Raw genomic sequence first — 13,728 nt, 5'->3', positions numbered from 1 at the left:
GTTAGTAATTACTTAAACTTTCTTTCCAATTCTTTATCTCTACTCCAAAAACTGCTTTAATTTTGGTTTTATTCAATACACTGTATTTCGGTCTTTGAGCCGGTGTTGGAAAACTTGAAGTAGGAATAGGTTGTAAATTTATCGAAATATTGTTAACTCTGAATATCTCTTTGGCAAAATCATACCAGCTGCATTGTCCTTCGTTGCTATAGTTATAAATGCCAAAGTTGTTGGTTGTTGGTTGTCGGTTGTCGGTTAAAATAATTTGAACTAAAGCATTCGCCAAATCAACTGCATGGGTTGGTGTGCCAATTTGGTCATTTACTACCGATATGCTGTCTCTTTCCGAAGCCAATCGCAACATGGTTTTCATAAAGTTATGCCCGAATGGCGAATACACCCAGGAGGTTCTCACTATATAATATTTATCCCAAGTTTGCTTCACCGCCAATTCTCCTTCAAGTTTAGTTTTACCATACACTCCGGTTGGATTGGGAAGGTCTGATTCATTATAAGGTGTGCTTTTTGTGCCGTCAAAAACAAAATCGGTTGAAATGTGGAGTAAAACCGTATTGTTGGCTTTACAAACTTCTGCAATATTTTTAGCCCCTGTTACATTAATCGCATAGGCTTTTTCCGGCTCCGTTTCAGCTTTATCAACCGCAGTATGTGCCGCAGCATTAATACAATAGTTGGGTTGGTATTTTTTGAAAACGGTCTGACATTGCTTGAAATTGGTAATATCTAAGTCGGCAGAAGCACAAAAAACGAATTGTATGGCTTTATGGTTTGTCGCAATAAATTGCAAACTTTGCCCTAGTTGTCCCGAACTTCCTGTAACCAATACTACCATACTTTTTTGGCATTTTGCAGCAAAGGCTGGATTCTATCTTTTTCGGAAATAATCATTTCTCGTGAGGGAAAACCCCAATCGATACCAATTGTCGGGTCATTAAAAAGCACTCCGCCCTCGCTTTCTTTGTTGTAAAAGTTATCACATTTGTAAAAAAAGGTGGCCGTATCACTCAACACCAAAAACCCGTGAGCAAAACCACGAGGCACAAAAAACTGACGTTGGTTTTCTCCCGATAAAATGACCGCTTCATACTGCCCGTAAGTGGGCGAATCAGGTCTGATGTCCACCGCTACATCCAATACTTCTCCTTGTAAAACCCTAACCAATTTGGCTTGAGCGTGTTCTCCACTTTGGTAATGTAGTCCTCGTAAAACACCTTTGGAAGAATACGATTGGTTGTCTTGTACAAAATGAACGTGTTGACCAATGCCCTTTTGAAACGTTTGTTCGTTAAAACTTTCCATGAAATAGCCTCGCTCGTCTAAAATAACTTTAGGCTCGAGTATAAAACAACCTTCCAGCTTTGTAGGTATGAAATGCATTAAATCAAACTTAGTAAATGAGTACCGTAACCGCTTTTTAACAACGGTTGCGCTAATTTTTTCAATTGTTCAGCATCGATAAAGCCCATTTTGTAAGCGGCTTCTTCAATAGCCCCGATTTTTAGTCCTTGTCGCTCTTCAATTACCTGAACAAACTGACCGGCTTGCATCAAAGAATTAAAAGTTCCGGTATCCAACCATGCAGTACCTCTGTCAAGAATGCTGACTTTTAGTTTTCCTTTATTGAGATATTCTTTATTAACATCGGTGATTTCCAATTCTCCTCTGTGACTTGGTTTGATGTTGGCGGCAATTTCTACAACCTCATTATCATAAAAATAAATGCCTGGAACAGCGTAATTAGATTTAGGCTTTTCCGGCTTTTCCTCTATAGAAAGCACCTTGCCGTTTTCATCAAAATCAACCACTCCATAGCGCTCAGGGTCGTGAACATGATAGGCATAAATAACACCGCCGTCCGGATTGTTATTGGCCAAAAGCAAGTCAGACAATCCGGTTCCGTAGAAAATGTTATCCCCTAATATTAAGGCTACTTTATCGTTTCCTATAAAATCTTTTCCAATGATAAACGCTTCGGCTAATCCGTTCGGATTTTCTTGAACAGCATATTCAAATCGACAACCTAAACTACTTCCGTCTCCTAACAACTGTTGGAACAACGGCAAATCGTGAGGTGTTGATATAATTAGAATCTCTCTGATGCCCGACCACATTAAAGTAGATAACGGATAATAAATCATTGGCTTGTCGTATATCGGCATCAATTGTTTGCTGACGGCCAACGTTAAAGGATGCAATCGCGTCCCGGAACCACCGGCTAAAATAATTCCTTTCATAAACTATTTGTTAATTTTAAGCATATTATATCTATAAAAAGACCTGAAGACACGTGCAGCTATAAATAACATAATAAAAAATAATGGTAATAAAAATTTTAATTTTCCATTTATTAATGATTTACTCTTAACGTTTATCGTAGTGCTTATGTCCTTTATGATTCTGTCCATACTTACTAATTCCAACCTATGGTTTCCTTGTTCCGAAGTTAGAGCGTCTTTTGTTTTAATAACTTCATTCAACTGCGAATTCTCATTGTAATAAACTAACTTATCGCTCTTTGATGAACTATTAATAGAGCTGGAAAAAGTATTCAGAAAAGTGTTAATTTGATTGATAATAGAGTCATTTTTAACCATTTTTTCTTTCACATTATTCAAATATTCTTTCTGAAGATTTTTATAAAACTCTGAGTTATTGAGGTAATTAAGTAACGGCGTAACTGATTTATCAATTGTTGTCTCTCCATCGGTTACAAAAGAAACGGAATGATATGGATAGTTTTTACTGGTTAATTCATCTTTAAGTATTTTTTCTAAGTCTCCATCCTCTGCCATCAATTTAATTAATTCGAAATTTTGAGGTTTATTATCAATAAACTTGTAAGCATCTATGATAGGTTCAATTTTTATCGCTTTTACTTTTTTAGGGGTCTCAATACCAATAACCTCTTTCAAAAACAATGTATCGCCATTATTAATTTTTGAATTTATCAAATCTACTTTAGCGTACAAATAATCTGTTGAACCAAAATTTGGTGTTACAATGATTTGATGAACGTAAACTTTTGAAGTTTTGTCTAAGTAAAACCCTAATCCGGCTCCTGTAACAAAAAGTATTCCTACCCAAATAATATTTCTTTTAAAGAATAAAATTACTCTAAAAATTCTGTCGGATATGCCTTCGAAAAATTCGCCAATTTTTTTGGAAATTTGAGACAAATCGATTTCTTGATTATCGGTGTTTTGAGGTGTTGCACTCATAAAAATTTATTTAACGTTAAAAATTTGTTCCAATATTTTAATGGTAATAAGGTAAGTCGGTTTGACTCCCGTTGTTCCCAATCCGCCCGAAGCTAAGGTGCTTCCGGTTTCCAAAGGGTTATCCGAAGCGTAGTAAGCGTAACGAACCTTAACATTAGGATTAATGCTTTTACGTATTCTTGACGCCGATTGAATCGCTTTTTGATAATAAGCGCCTTCCATTTCTAAACCAATGGCACCCCAAGTAGACTCGTGGAAAAACTTCAATAAGTCTTTATTTTGCAATGAAGTTCCTAACACCGTAACCATAGGACCGGCAAAAACAGGAATATCGTTGCCTTCAAACATCTTAGCGGTCAATTCGTTTTCAAATGGATAATTATCGGCTGTTCCTTCGTTGATGTGCGCATTCGGAATCATGATGTCGCCTTTTCCACCTTGCAAAATACCGGCTTTACCCATAATAGAAACCGATTCTACATTTAAGAAAATATGGTTTTTCCCTTTTTTAAAAGGTTTCAACAACTCATCTATGGTTTCATAAGCTTGTTCTCCAAAAGCATAGTCCATTACAATAATAACCGGTTTTTCTTTGCTGATTTTAGCTTTCGGAAAGCCCGATTTGGACCAATCTATTTTGTCTGTATCAAAAATTTGTACATCAATATTGGTTCCCGAAGTATCCGGTAAAGAAATCATCCCTTGTTTTAAGGCAAACTCTTCTACTTTACTTCTCAAGTCTTTGTTGCCCGAAGCACTCAGGTCTTCATAAATCTGGTATTCCGATTTGCCTTTGTATTTTGAACCCAAAACCCCTTGAGCAAAAATAGAGTTCATTACCGAGTGCATATTGGCACTGATCACATGAATGGGTCTGTCGAGTAAATTATGCTGATTTAAAACCTCTTTGATGTTGTTGGCCCAAATTTCGCCGTGAATGTGGTGGCCTAAACGCTCTCTCAAAATCGGACTGAACGTAATGGTTCTTTTGTTGTTATCCAACACTTCTTCTATGGCTAATTTTCCTAACCAGTAGATTACGTGTAAAAAGCGGTCGGGTTTTTCGGCATTACCAAAGGCATCATAAATATCTAAAACTTCAGCAAAGGTTCTTCCCAAGACATTGGCTGCATGAGATATCGCCTTTTCTTTGTCGACTTGGTTGAGCTTTTTGGTTTGCAGAGCCGCTTGTTCCAATTTTTGCCAATCGCGTGAAATTCTGCCTTCATCATCAATCAACACTCGGTCTTTGATCTTGTGAGATTCGATGAAAATGAAAGTCAAATGCGTTAAAATATCATAAATGTCAGAGCGTCCGCGGGTGATTTCCACATTCATTTGCTCGTCGTCGATGCGATAGCAATTTCTTCTTCTCTTAGGCGGAATAATCGGTTTGAAGTGCGATTTAGAATAGCCTTCATCTGAAGTCAAGTTGATGTAACGACATTCTTCAATGCCTATCGGAAGTCTCTCAATAACATAAAGCAGACCGTTCAATTCTACTTTTTCTTCGGCTATACTACCGTAAATTTCGGGGCGAAGCGCTAATAAAGCTTCTCTTAAAGTGTCTCCTGAAACACCCATCGGTTTGTAAAAACCTCTGTTAAATAAATGTCTCATGGTAATGTACAGTCGCTCGATAGCTGCCGAGGACTCTTGCGCTCTGGAGCGCGAAATGTTCTTAATTTCTTTCATTAATTTATCTTTTCTAACCCGCAAAGATAGGGTTTTTGTCTTTAATTGGTCAGCGTTAGATGAATTGCCGGTTCGTAAACCTTAATTTTTCCCGAAGATGCCTCAGTTTGTTTACTCCATTTACCACCCGAAAACGTGAATAAGAAATCTCTTTCTACATAATTGTAGAGCATTAACGGATAATAAGTTCTTTGTGTTTGGGCTACCTTAGTCACAGGATTAATCACGGTTTTTTCCTTTCTGTTTTTTTCAATCATGAGCTTTTCAAAACCAACAAAAAGTCCGTTTTTAGGCATTACCAATCCAAAATCACTCAAGTCTATTTTGTTGATTTTGGTCCCGTTTTTTACTGTAACAATTAAAGGTTTTTGCAATAACTCGTCACCGGGATAGCCGTTGGTATCGACTTTGTAAAGGCGGATTTTAACTGTAGCGTCCTCTATTCGGCTATCGGTATAAACGGTAACTCTTTTGAGGTAAGGTGTTTTTTTGTATTCCGATGAATAAGGAAAAAATTTCACATCGATTCTCGGACCGTTGTCAAAAGCTTGGGCCACGGTATTTTCGGTTAAACCGATTACGTTTTGTTTGGTTCCGATGCTGTTGGAAATGACTACCTCATCCAAATCAAAGGCTTTCGGATTCAGGAATACTTGCGTGACTTGAGCAGCTTTTAGTGTTTTTGTTTCGTAACCTAAAGCCGAAAAAATTAAGTTTTTAGTATTGGCTACGGCTATCGAAAAAGTCCCGTCTTCCTCCGAAGTAGTAGCCACATTTTCGTTCTCTACCCAAATATTTGCATATGGAATGGGTTGGCCGGTAAGGCTGTCTTTGACCACGCCTTGGGTATTTTGAGCGGAAAGAGAAAATGAAAATAATATGAAAAATAAGATTGCTTTCATCAGTTCGTTAGTATCAAATTTATGGCCGGTAACATAACGGTGTTGAACCATGGTTTATCATTGTTGTTTTCTATTACAAATTTTTTATTTCTAATCCATTTTCCTTGTGAGTAATTAAAAGAATGCGCTTCTTGGGAATAATTCACAACCAGTGAAGGTTGGTAGTTTTCCATAGTTACTGTTTTTTTTGACTTCGTGTCCTTGTATACAAAATCATGTCGGTTCTCTTCAATAATCATCCATTCCAATCCAATAACAATCCCTTTTTCCGGAAATCTCAAATGGTATTTAGCAATATCGATGGTGTTTTTGCGCTTACCTCTTTTGACCGTTACAATCAAATCTTCAGGTAATAAATCATTAGTTGGTATGGTGTTGTTGAAATCGAAAATCCTGATTTTGATTTTCGCTTCTTTGATATCACAATCGGAATAAAAAATGATTTTTTTGAGATACGGAGTAGAATTATACGCGGAATCGTAAGGAAATAATTTACCGTAAATCCAAGGCTTGTCTCCTGATAACTGTCGGTGGTGTATCCTTTCGGCATTGCCAATTTCGAGTTCTTTATCTTGCTTTCTTTTAATGATTAATATTTCATCCAACTTGAAGACAGCTGTTTTTAAAACAACTTTTTCTTCATTTTTTATTGATATTATTTTGGATTCAAATCCAACGGCCGAAAAAACAAGTCTTTTCCCTTCTGAAGCGTTAATAATAAAAAAACCATTGTCGTTAGAAGTCGTGCCGATATTTTCGTTTTCAACCCAAATGTTCACATACGGAATTGGTTTATTGTTTTCGTCTACAACAACGCCTTTAACTTGACCAATAACCAAGTTCACATTAAAAATTAAGAAAGTAAGTAAGCCGATTCTTTTCATGCCTTTAGTTTGTTTTTTAGCCCTGATGCCAAAATTGTTTGAGCTCGTAACGCAGTTACAGCGAGTTTTGGTAGCAGGAATAGGGTTTAGCAATAGCCCAAACGTTTCGCTCCTATTGGGAAAAAAAGTCGGCTATCTTGCGGTCGTTGGCCAAGCGTGGGAGTTTGTTCTGGCCACCTAATTTGCCAATGGATTTCATGTACTCTTGGAAACCGTTTTTGGCCACTTTGGTAATCACCACGGTTCGCAGCACGTTGCCCACAATTAAGTCGTCGTAATAGGTGTTTTGTTTTCGCATGGCTTGGTCGATTTTAAGTGCAAAATCTTCCAGATTCTCCGGCTCGTTTTCAAACTCGATGAACCATTCGTGGTATGGCAAACCTTGCCTTGGTGTGATTTGCGGCGCTACTGTAAATTCATTCACACGAACCTTGGTGCCTTCCATGGCTTCTTGTAGTGCGCTTTCAACTTCTTTACCAATCACGTGTTCGCCAAAGGCCGAAATATAATGTTTGATTCTTCCGGAAACGATGACACGATAGGGGTTTAAACTGGTAAACTGCACGGTATCGCCAATGTTGTAGGCCCAAAGTCCGGCATTGGTAGAAAGCAGTAAAACGTAGTTCACGTCAAGCTCGACTTCGCCTATGGTGTAGCGTCGCGGGTTTTCGGTGAAAAATTCTTCGGCTTTGACAAATTCGTAAAAGATACCCGAGTTGAGCAACAGGAGCATCCCTTTTTCTTTTTGGGAATCTTGATAAGCAAAGAAGCCTTCCGAAGCCGGAAAAAGTTCAATAGAATCGACTTTCCGACCGATTAAATTCTCGAATTTAGCACGATAAGGTTCGTAATTTACCCCGCCGTAAATGAACAAATTGAAATTTTTAAAAATCTCGCCAACCGGCTTGTTGCCCTTTTGCTGTAACTTTTCGAAATACATTTGCACCCAAGACGGAATCCCTGAAATTACGGTCAAGTTTTCGTGAAAGGTTTCTTCTACTATGGCTTCGACCTTAGTTTCCCAATCTTCAATGCAATTGGTTTCCCAGCTTGGCATGCGGTTTTTTTGGAGGTATTTCGGAACAAAATGCGCCACTATGCCTGAAAGTCGACCAAGTTTAATCCCGTTTTTTTCTTCTAAAATCGGGCTGCCTTGGAGAAAAATCATTTTGCCGTTCACAAAGTCGGCTTTACCGGTTTCGTGGATATAACTTAAGATGGCATTTCGAGCGGCTTGTATATGATATGGCATTGACTCTTTGGTGAGCGGAATATATTTCGCACCCGAGGTTGTTCCCGAAGTTTTGGCAAAATAAATGGGTTTGCCTTTCCAGAGAATATCTTCTTCGCCTTTGACAACGCGGTCTATATAAGGGCGAAGTTGCTCATAATCCCGAATCGGAACTTTGGCGGCAAAGTCTTGATGGGTTTTGATGTTGGCAAAATCGTGGTCTTTTCCGAACTGCGTGTTTTGGGCTTGTGCAATTAAATCCCGAAAGACTTTTTCTTGAGTTTCTACAGGTTTAGACGCCCAAGCTTGGACTTTTTTATGGATACTTTTGGCAAATATTTTGGCGGCAAAGGATTTGATGGACATCTTATTCGAAGGCTATAAAAATGGTTGGATCAATTGGGTAACCGTCTTTCCACAATTCAAAATGCAAGTGAACGCCGGTAGATTCTTGTCCGGTTGAACCGGCTAAAGCAACTACTTCACCCGACTTTACGGTTTCGCCTTGGTCTTTGGTAAGCGATGCAGCGTGTTTGTAAGCCGAGATAAATCCGTTATTGTGGCGAATGATGATAACATTACCGTTTGTTGGTGTCCAATCAGCAAAAATAACCGTCCCACTTAAAACCGATTTTATGGGTGTGTTTTTAGCCAAAGCCACATCTATGGCATAATGCTTTTCTTTAGGATTGAACTTTTCGGTAATCATCCCTTTGGCCGGAGGAAACAAAACCACACCTACTTTAGGTTTGGCCTTTTCAAAAAGGTTGTACTTGTCCTCTCTGGCCACTTGTTCACGCAGTAACAAATCGGCTTTGGTAGGTTGCAAATCTTCTTCGGATATGGCTTCGATATTGGTAGCAGTAATAGAATCCTTACTGAATTTGGCATAATCCAAATCGCCGGTTAAAATCTTTCTGATGGAGGCAATGTAAGCTTCGTTCTTTTTTAGGGCTTGGGATAAAGAGTCGGATTTTAGGGCGAGTTCGGTAGCGTCTTTTTTGAGTTTGGTTGACGCATAACCCGGAATGTACTCGCGCAAAGGCGTAAAAGCGATGATATAGGTTGTGATAAAAATAATCAAAAGCGCTCCAATCGTAGCTACCACAAACACGTTCATTAAGGTTAATCGTAAGGAAAACACTTCTTCAAAAGTATCTTCGTTCAGAATAACCAAACGGTTTTTCGTGAACAGTTTTTTCTTGATGATTTTGCGTTTGAGTCTTTTCTCAGACATGGTAAATGATTATACCACAAATATAGAAATTATATCTGCTAACGATTTCATAAACTTTAGTGTTCTTTCGTCACAAATAAACGCAGCTATTGATTTATTTTCTACCTTTGCCTATTATTATAATCTAATCAGAGAAATCATGAACTTTTTAATGATATTTTTAGGCGAAATCGGAATGCCTCAAATCTTGTTGATTCTTGCGATTGTTTTATTGCTTTTTGGAGGCAAAAAAATCCCTGAATTAATGAAAGGTTTAGGAAGCGGAGTGAAAGAATTTAAGAAAGCTGCCAAAGACGATACTCCTGAAACTAAAAAAGAAGAAGAAAACAAAGAATAATTTAATTTCAACCATATGAACTTTTTAACCATATTTTTAGGCACTATCGAATTCCCACAAATGATGTTGATTTTGGCGGTTGTTTTATTGCTTTTCGGCGGTAAAAAAATCCCGGAATTGATGAAAGGATTAGGAAGTGGAGTGAAAGAATTTAAAAAAGCAGCCAAAGACGATACTGTGGCGCCTACAACGCCTGCCAAAGAGGAGGAAGCTAAGTAATAAATTCAAAACCTCAACCGATACAATTAAAAATCCCAAATTCACTAACATTGAATTTGGGATTTTTTTTGTTTTTTAAAAAATCATCGTGAGTTGAATGCGCTTTCGGTCTTCGTCTACCTCAACCACTTTTACTTGCACGTGCTGGTGTAATTTGACTACTTCGTTTACATCAGACACATAACCTTCTTTTAGTTGGGAAATGTGTACCAAACCGCTTTCTTTGATTCCGATGTCGACAAAACATCCGAAGGCGGTAATGTTGTTCACAATTCCGGGTAAAATCATACCGGAACGCAAATCTTTGATGGTTTTTACATTGGGATCGAACTCGAAAATTTTGGCGGCTTTTCTTGGGTCGAGTCCGGGTTTTTCCAACTCTTTTAAAATGTCGTTGATGGCTAAAATTCCGATGTCATTGGTGATATAATTCTCGGGCTTGATTAAAGTGATTTTCTCTTTTTTGCCAATTAACTCGGCCGTTTTTAAGCCTAAATCCTTTGCCATTTTTTCAACTATCGGATATGCTTCGGGATGTACGGCAGAGTTGTCTAAAGGATTTTTTCCGTCTTTTATTCGGATAAAAGCCGCGGCTTGTTGGAACGCTTTATCGCCTAAGCGCGGTACTTTTTTAAGTTGTTTTCGGTCTTCAAACGGACCATTTTCCGAACGAAACGCCACTATATTTTCCGCCATTTTTTCCCCTATACCCGAAACATAACTTAACAATGATTTGCTGGCAGTATTGATGTTAATCCCTACCGAATTCACGCAACGCACTACTACGGTGTCGAGTTCTTCTTTGAGTTTGGTTTGGTCTACATCGTGTTGGTATTGGCCTACCCCTATCGATTTCGGGTCTATTTTAACCAACTCTGCCAAAGGATCGGATAAACGTCTTCCAATAGATACCGAACCGCGAACCGTTACGTCGAAATTCGGAAATTCGTCTCGGGCGATTTTACTGGCGGAATATACTGAAGCACCGGCTTCGGAAACCACAAAAACCTGGACCGGTTTGTCAAAAGCAATTTTTTTGATGAAGAATTCGGTTTCGCGACTGGCGGTTCCGTTACCGATGGAAATGGCTTCTATGTTGTAAGCGTTAACCATCGATTTGATTTTTTTCATCGCCATAGCCGTTTCATTTTGCGGCTGATGCGGATAGATAGTTTCGTTGTAGAGCAAGTCGCCTTTTTCATCCAAGCAAACCACTTTACAACCACTGCGGTAACCCGGATCAATGGCTAAGATTCTCTTTTCTCCCAGTGGCGGAGCAAGTAATAGTTGACTCAAATTGCCGGCAAAAACTTCAATGGCTTTGCTGTCGGCTTTGGCTTTGGCTTCTTGTAAAGTTTCATTGGAAATGGCCGGTTCGAGCAAGCGTTTGAAACTGTCTTTAATGGCTAAACGAAGTTGATCGGCGGTTTCTCTGTTGTTTTTTATGGTGTTGTTTTCAATAAATTCTATGGCTTCTTCATTAGCTTCTAAACCTACGTTGAGTTTAACAAACCCTTCTGCTTCGGCTCGCAACATAGCCAATAAGCGATGCGAAGGCGCATTGGCTATCGGTTCAGCCCAATCAAAATACTGGGCAAATTTTTGAGCGGCTTCCTCGTCTTTTTTGGTTTTAACCACTTTAGTTTCCACTACGGCTTTTCTTTGGAACATGCGACGCAAGTTTTTGCGGATGTAAATGTTTTCGTTAATCCACTCGGCTATGATATCGCGTGCACCTTGTAAGGCTTCGTCTTCGTTAGACACTTTAGCATTTAAATATTTAGAAGCTATAAACTCAATATCATCAGAATTTTGCGCCATAATGATTTTAGCCAATGGTTCTAAGCCGTTTTCACGCGCTACATCGGCGCGGGTTTTTTTCTTCTTTTTAAAAGGTAAATACAAGTCTTCAATTTCTTGCAAGTCGTAGCTGTTTTCAATCCTCGTTTTCAAATCTGGGGTAAGTTGACCTTGCTCTTCTATTGTTTTTAAGACACTTTCTTTGCGCTTATTGATGTCGTCGAACTGCTTGGACAATTTGGCAATTTGTTCAATAACTGTTTCGTCTAAATTCCCGGTTTGGTCTTTTCGGTAACGCGAAATAAAAGGAATCGTGCAGTCTTCGGATAGCAGTTGTATAGTGGCTTCGATGCTTTTAGCTGAAGCTGTGATATGGTTTTGGATAAATTGTATGTTGGTCATGTGTCACATTTCTTGTAAGCGCAAAGATGCAAAAGTGTTACTTAAAATCGGGATAAATTGGGGCTTAAATTTTTCGAAAAGCTTTCCCGATATTTTCAACTACATCCGAAATCATCATGCTTTCTTCGCTTTGGGTTTCAAGGGTAATATCGGCGGCTAATCCGTGAAGAAAAACACCTAAGCAAGCGGCTTGTAAAGAGTCATAGCCTTGGGCCAGAAAAGCGGTTATCATACCGGTTAGCGCATCACCGGAACCTCCTTTGGCTAATCCTGAATTTCCGGTAGTGCTTTGAAAATGTTGTTGTCCGTTGGTGATACTTGTTTGACTGCTTTTTAAAACGATAATTAAATTGAATTCGATTGCTTTTTGAATCGCGGTTTGTTGTCTTTCGGAATTATGGTTGTGTTGGCCAAACAAGCGGTCAAATTCTTTCTCGTGAGGTGTTAAGATACTTTTGGATGGGATTTTAGAAAACAACTGCGGATTGTTAGCTAAAATAGTCAATGCGTCAGCATCTAAAACTACCGGTAAATTAGTATTTTCAAGAAGTGACGCCACTTTTCCTTTTGCGGGTTTATCGGTTCCTAAACCGGGACCGATGCCAAAAGCAGTGTATTTATACATAGGATTTTGTTCTTCTCTGAAGGTTACCATAGCTTCAGGAAGAGCGGCAAAAACAGCTTGTCGCTCTTTTTTTGGGATGTTGAGCGTGACCAAGCCTGCACCGCTTCTCAGACAAGCTTTGGCTGTAATTATAGCAGCGCCCATTTTTGAATTACTACCCGCTATGAGTAAGGCATGACCATGATGTCCTTTGTTGGAATCAGGATTTCTCTTTTTAAAAATGGTTTGTATGGTATGTAAATCAAGTGTATACATTAATCCTGAACAATAAAGTCTTTGGGATCTTCTTTTTTAAATTCGGGCTGAATGTTGATGTGGTTGATGTTGAATTGACGGAATAAGACCAACTCTATTTCGTGTAAAAGCTCATTAAATTCGCTCATCCGGATATCATCGGAACAATCCAGATGCGCTTCCAAATGCAATTCTTCATCGTTTAAATGCCAAACGTGTATGTGGTGTAATTTTTTAACTCCGGGTATTTTATGTACTTCACGTACCAACTCTTTAATATCAATAAAATCGGGCGTAAACAGCATCAACATTTTGGTAGAGGTTACCAATAATTTTAAACCCACTACGATTAAATAAATGGCTATAACAATAGTCATTACACTATCTACCCAAAACCATCCGTAAAATTTCATCAATAATCCGCCAACCAAAACCGCCACAGAAGCCATCATATCGGTTAACAAATGTAAATAAGCCGATTTCATATTGAGATTGTGTTCGGCATCTTTTCTGAGAAAAATCACTGAAAGACCATTGACTACTATACCCAGCAAAGCCAACCAAATAACTAAAGCTGAAGCTATCGGATGTGGATTGAAAAATCTTTCCACTGCACCGTAAATCAAGATAAAGGCAACAATAACCAAGGTTGAAGCGTTGACAAAAGCCGCAATTAATTCAGCTCTTTTAAAGCCAAAGGTATTGTTGATGGACGCTTTTCTTCGTGATAATTTATGTGCTACATAACTGAAAACCAACGAAAGTACATCGGAAAAATTGTGTAAGGCATCAGAGATTAGTGCCAAACTTCCCGAGATAATTCCGCCCACAATTTGCGCAATGGTAATCAGTAAGTTTAAAAGGATGGAAATCACTAAATTTTTACCCTTTACTTCGTGTTTATGAATGTGTATTTCGCTCAT

At 38.6% G+C, this 13,728-nt stretch carries 14 protein-coding genes; 2 read left to right on the top strand and 12 right to left on the bottom strand.

The annotated features are described in order from the left end of the window. Position 1 precedes the first annotated feature (1 nt). From rfbD to ACJG85_RS02865, 9 genes are all read right to left on the bottom strand, one after another. Entirely contained in the window at positions 2-853 is an 852-nt protein-coding gene (gene rfbD / locus ACJG85_RS02905; RefSeq protein WP_412476877.1) for a dTDP-4-dehydrorhamnose reductase, read from the bottom strand. Next, entirely contained in the window at positions 847-1,398 is a 552-nt protein-coding gene (gene rfbC / locus ACJG85_RS02900) for a dTDP-4-dehydrorhamnose 3,5-epimerase (RefSeq protein WP_409675175.1), read from the bottom strand. The genes rfbD and rfbC overlap by 7 nt, the downstream gene beginning before the upstream one ends. Continuing rightward, on the bottom strand, positions 1,398-2,255 hold the full coding sequence (gene rfbA / locus ACJG85_RS02895; protein WP_412464793.1) for a glucose-1-phosphate thymidylyltransferase RfbA: 858 nt from the start codon (positions 2,253-2,255) through the stop codon (positions 1,398-1,400). Before rfbA ends, rfbC begins: the two co-directional genes overlap by 1 nt. Positions 2,256-2,258: 3 nt before the next feature. After that, entirely contained in the window at positions 2,259-3,239 is a 981-nt protein-coding gene (locus ACJG85_RS02890; RefSeq protein ID WP_412476876.1) for a hypothetical protein, read from the bottom strand. 6 nt (positions 3,240-3,245) lie between these two features. Beyond that, positions 3,246-4,934: a DUF6909 family protein gene (locus tag ACJG85_RS02885; RefSeq protein ID WP_409675166.1), complete on the bottom strand. Its 1,689-nt coding sequence runs from the start codon at positions 4,932-4,934 to the stop codon at positions 3,246-3,248. Positions 4,935-4,975: 41 nt separating this feature from the next. After that, positions 4,976-5,836 (bottom strand): carboxypeptidase-like regulatory domain-containing protein, encoded by an 861-nt coding sequence (locus tag ACJG85_RS02880; RefSeq protein WP_412476875.1) that lies wholly within the window; start codon positions 5,834-5,836, stop codon positions 4,976-4,978. After that, positions 5,836-6,720, bottom strand: a complete 885-nt coding sequence (locus ACJG85_RS02875; RefSeq protein ID WP_412476874.1) for a carboxypeptidase-like regulatory domain-containing protein — start codon at positions 6,718-6,720, stop codon at positions 5,836-5,838. Before ACJG85_RS02875 ends, ACJG85_RS02880 begins: the two co-directional genes overlap by 1 nt. Before the next feature lie 112 nt (positions 6,721-6,832). After that, positions 6,833-8,317 (bottom strand): GH3 auxin-responsive promoter family protein, encoded by a 1,485-nt coding sequence (locus ACJG85_RS02870; RefSeq protein WP_412476873.1) that lies wholly within the window; start codon positions 8,315-8,317, stop codon positions 6,833-6,835. 1 nt (position 8,318) lies between these two features. Further along, positions 8,319-9,188: a M23 family metallopeptidase gene (locus ACJG85_RS02865; RefSeq protein ID WP_409675158.1), complete on the bottom strand. Its 870-nt coding sequence runs from the start codon at positions 9,186-9,188 to the stop codon at positions 8,319-8,321. A gap of 139 nt (positions 9,189-9,327) precedes the next feature. Between ACJG85_RS02865 and tatA the strand changes: the two genes are divergently transcribed. Beyond that, positions 9,328-9,525, top strand: a complete 198-nt coding sequence (gene tatA / locus ACJG85_RS02860; RefSeq protein WP_412465167.1) for a twin-arginine translocase TatA/TatE family subunit — start codon at positions 9,328-9,330, stop codon at positions 9,523-9,525. 15 nt (positions 9,526-9,540) lie between these two features. Then, the gene (locus ACJG85_RS02855) at positions 9,541-9,744 is read left to right on the top strand and encodes a Sec-independent protein translocase subunit TatA/TatB (protein WP_409675155.1); all 204 of its coding nucleotides are present in this window, start codon (positions 9,541-9,543) and stop codon (positions 9,742-9,744) included. 75 nt (positions 9,745-9,819) lie between these two features. Here ACJG85_RS02855 and ACJG85_RS02850 read toward each other — a convergent pair whose 3' ends face one another. From ACJG85_RS02850 to ACJG85_RS02840, 3 genes are all read right to left on the bottom strand, one after another. After that, a complete protein-coding gene (locus ACJG85_RS02850; RefSeq protein ID WP_412476872.1) occupies positions 9,820-11,946 on the bottom strand; it encodes a Tex family protein in 2,127 nt (708 codons plus the stop codon). A gap of 64 nt (positions 11,947-12,010) precedes the next feature. Continuing rightward, positions 12,011-12,826: an NAD(P)H-hydrate dehydratase gene (locus ACJG85_RS02845; protein ID WP_412464789.1), complete on the bottom strand. Its 816-nt coding sequence runs from the start codon at positions 12,824-12,826 to the stop codon at positions 12,011-12,013. Continuing rightward, entirely contained in the window at positions 12,826-13,728 is a 903-nt protein-coding gene (locus ACJG85_RS02840) for a cation diffusion facilitator family transporter (RefSeq protein WP_409675146.1), read from the bottom strand. The genes ACJG85_RS02845 and ACJG85_RS02840 overlap by 1 nt, the downstream gene beginning before the upstream one ends.

This window comes from Flavobacterium mekongense (assembly GCF_047038255.1).
Classification (GTDB): Bacteria; Bacteroidota; Bacteroidia; order Flavobacteriales; family Flavobacteriaceae; genus Flavobacterium; species Flavobacterium mekongense.
Note: the sequence above shows the minus strand (reverse complement) of the source record. Positions and strands in the feature narration are given on the sequence as shown.

What these genes read in the sequence shown, in the direction of transcription:
- ACJG85_RS02865 (WP_409675158.1), bottom strand. Translation starts at nt 9,188, where the DNA reads ATGTCTGAGAAAAGACTCAAACGCAAAATCATCAAGAAAAAACTGTTC.
- ACJG85_RS02875 (WP_412476874.1), bottom strand. Translation starts at nt 6,720, where the DNA reads ATGAAAAGAATCGGCTTACTTACTTTCTTAATTTTTAATGTGAACTTG.
- ACJG85_RS02880 (WP_412476875.1), bottom strand. Translation starts at nt 5,836, where the DNA reads ATGAAAGCAATCTTATTTTTCATATTATTTTCATTTTCTCTTTCCGCT.
- ACJG85_RS02840 (WP_409675146.1), bottom strand. Translation starts at nt 13,728, where the DNA reads ATGAGCGAAATACACATTCATAAACACGAAGTAAAGGGTAAAAATTTA.
- ACJG85_RS02845 (WP_412464789.1), bottom strand. Translation starts at nt 12,826, where the DNA reads ATGTATACACTTGATTTACATACCATACAAACCATTTTTAAAAAGAGA.
- ACJG85_RS02890 (WP_412476876.1), bottom strand. Translation starts at nt 3,239, where the DNA reads ATGAGTGCAACACCTCAAAACACCGATAATCAAGAAATCGATTTGTCT.
- ACJG85_RS02855 (WP_409675155.1), top strand. Translation starts at nt 9,541, where the DNA reads ATGAACTTTTTAACCATATTTTTAGGCACTATCGAATTCCCACAAATG.
- ACJG85_RS02850 (WP_412476872.1), bottom strand. Translation starts at nt 11,946, where the DNA reads ATGACCAACATACAATTTATCCAAAACCATATCACAGCTTCAGCTAAA.
- rfbD (WP_412476877.1), bottom strand. Translation starts at nt 853, where the DNA reads ATGGTAGTATTGGTTACAGGAAGTTCGGGACAACTAGGGCAAAGTTTG.
- rfbC (WP_409675175.1), bottom strand. Translation starts at nt 1,398, where the DNA reads ATGCATTTCATACCTACAAAGCTGGAAGGTTGTTTTATACTCGAGCCT.
- ACJG85_RS02885 (WP_409675166.1), bottom strand. Translation starts at nt 4,934, where the DNA reads ATGAAAGAAATTAAGAACATTTCGCGCTCCAGAGCGCAAGAGTCCTCG.
- ACJG85_RS02870 (WP_412476873.1), bottom strand. Translation starts at nt 8,317, where the DNA reads ATGTCCATCAAATCCTTTGCCGCCAAAATATTTGCCAAAAGTATCCAT.
- rfbA (WP_412464793.1), bottom strand. Translation starts at nt 2,255, where the DNA reads ATGAAAGGAATTATTTTAGCCGGTGGTTCCGGGACGCGATTGCATCCT.
- tatA (WP_412465167.1), top strand. Translation starts at nt 9,328, where the DNA reads ATGAACTTTTTAATGATATTTTTAGGCGAAATCGGAATGCCTCAAATC.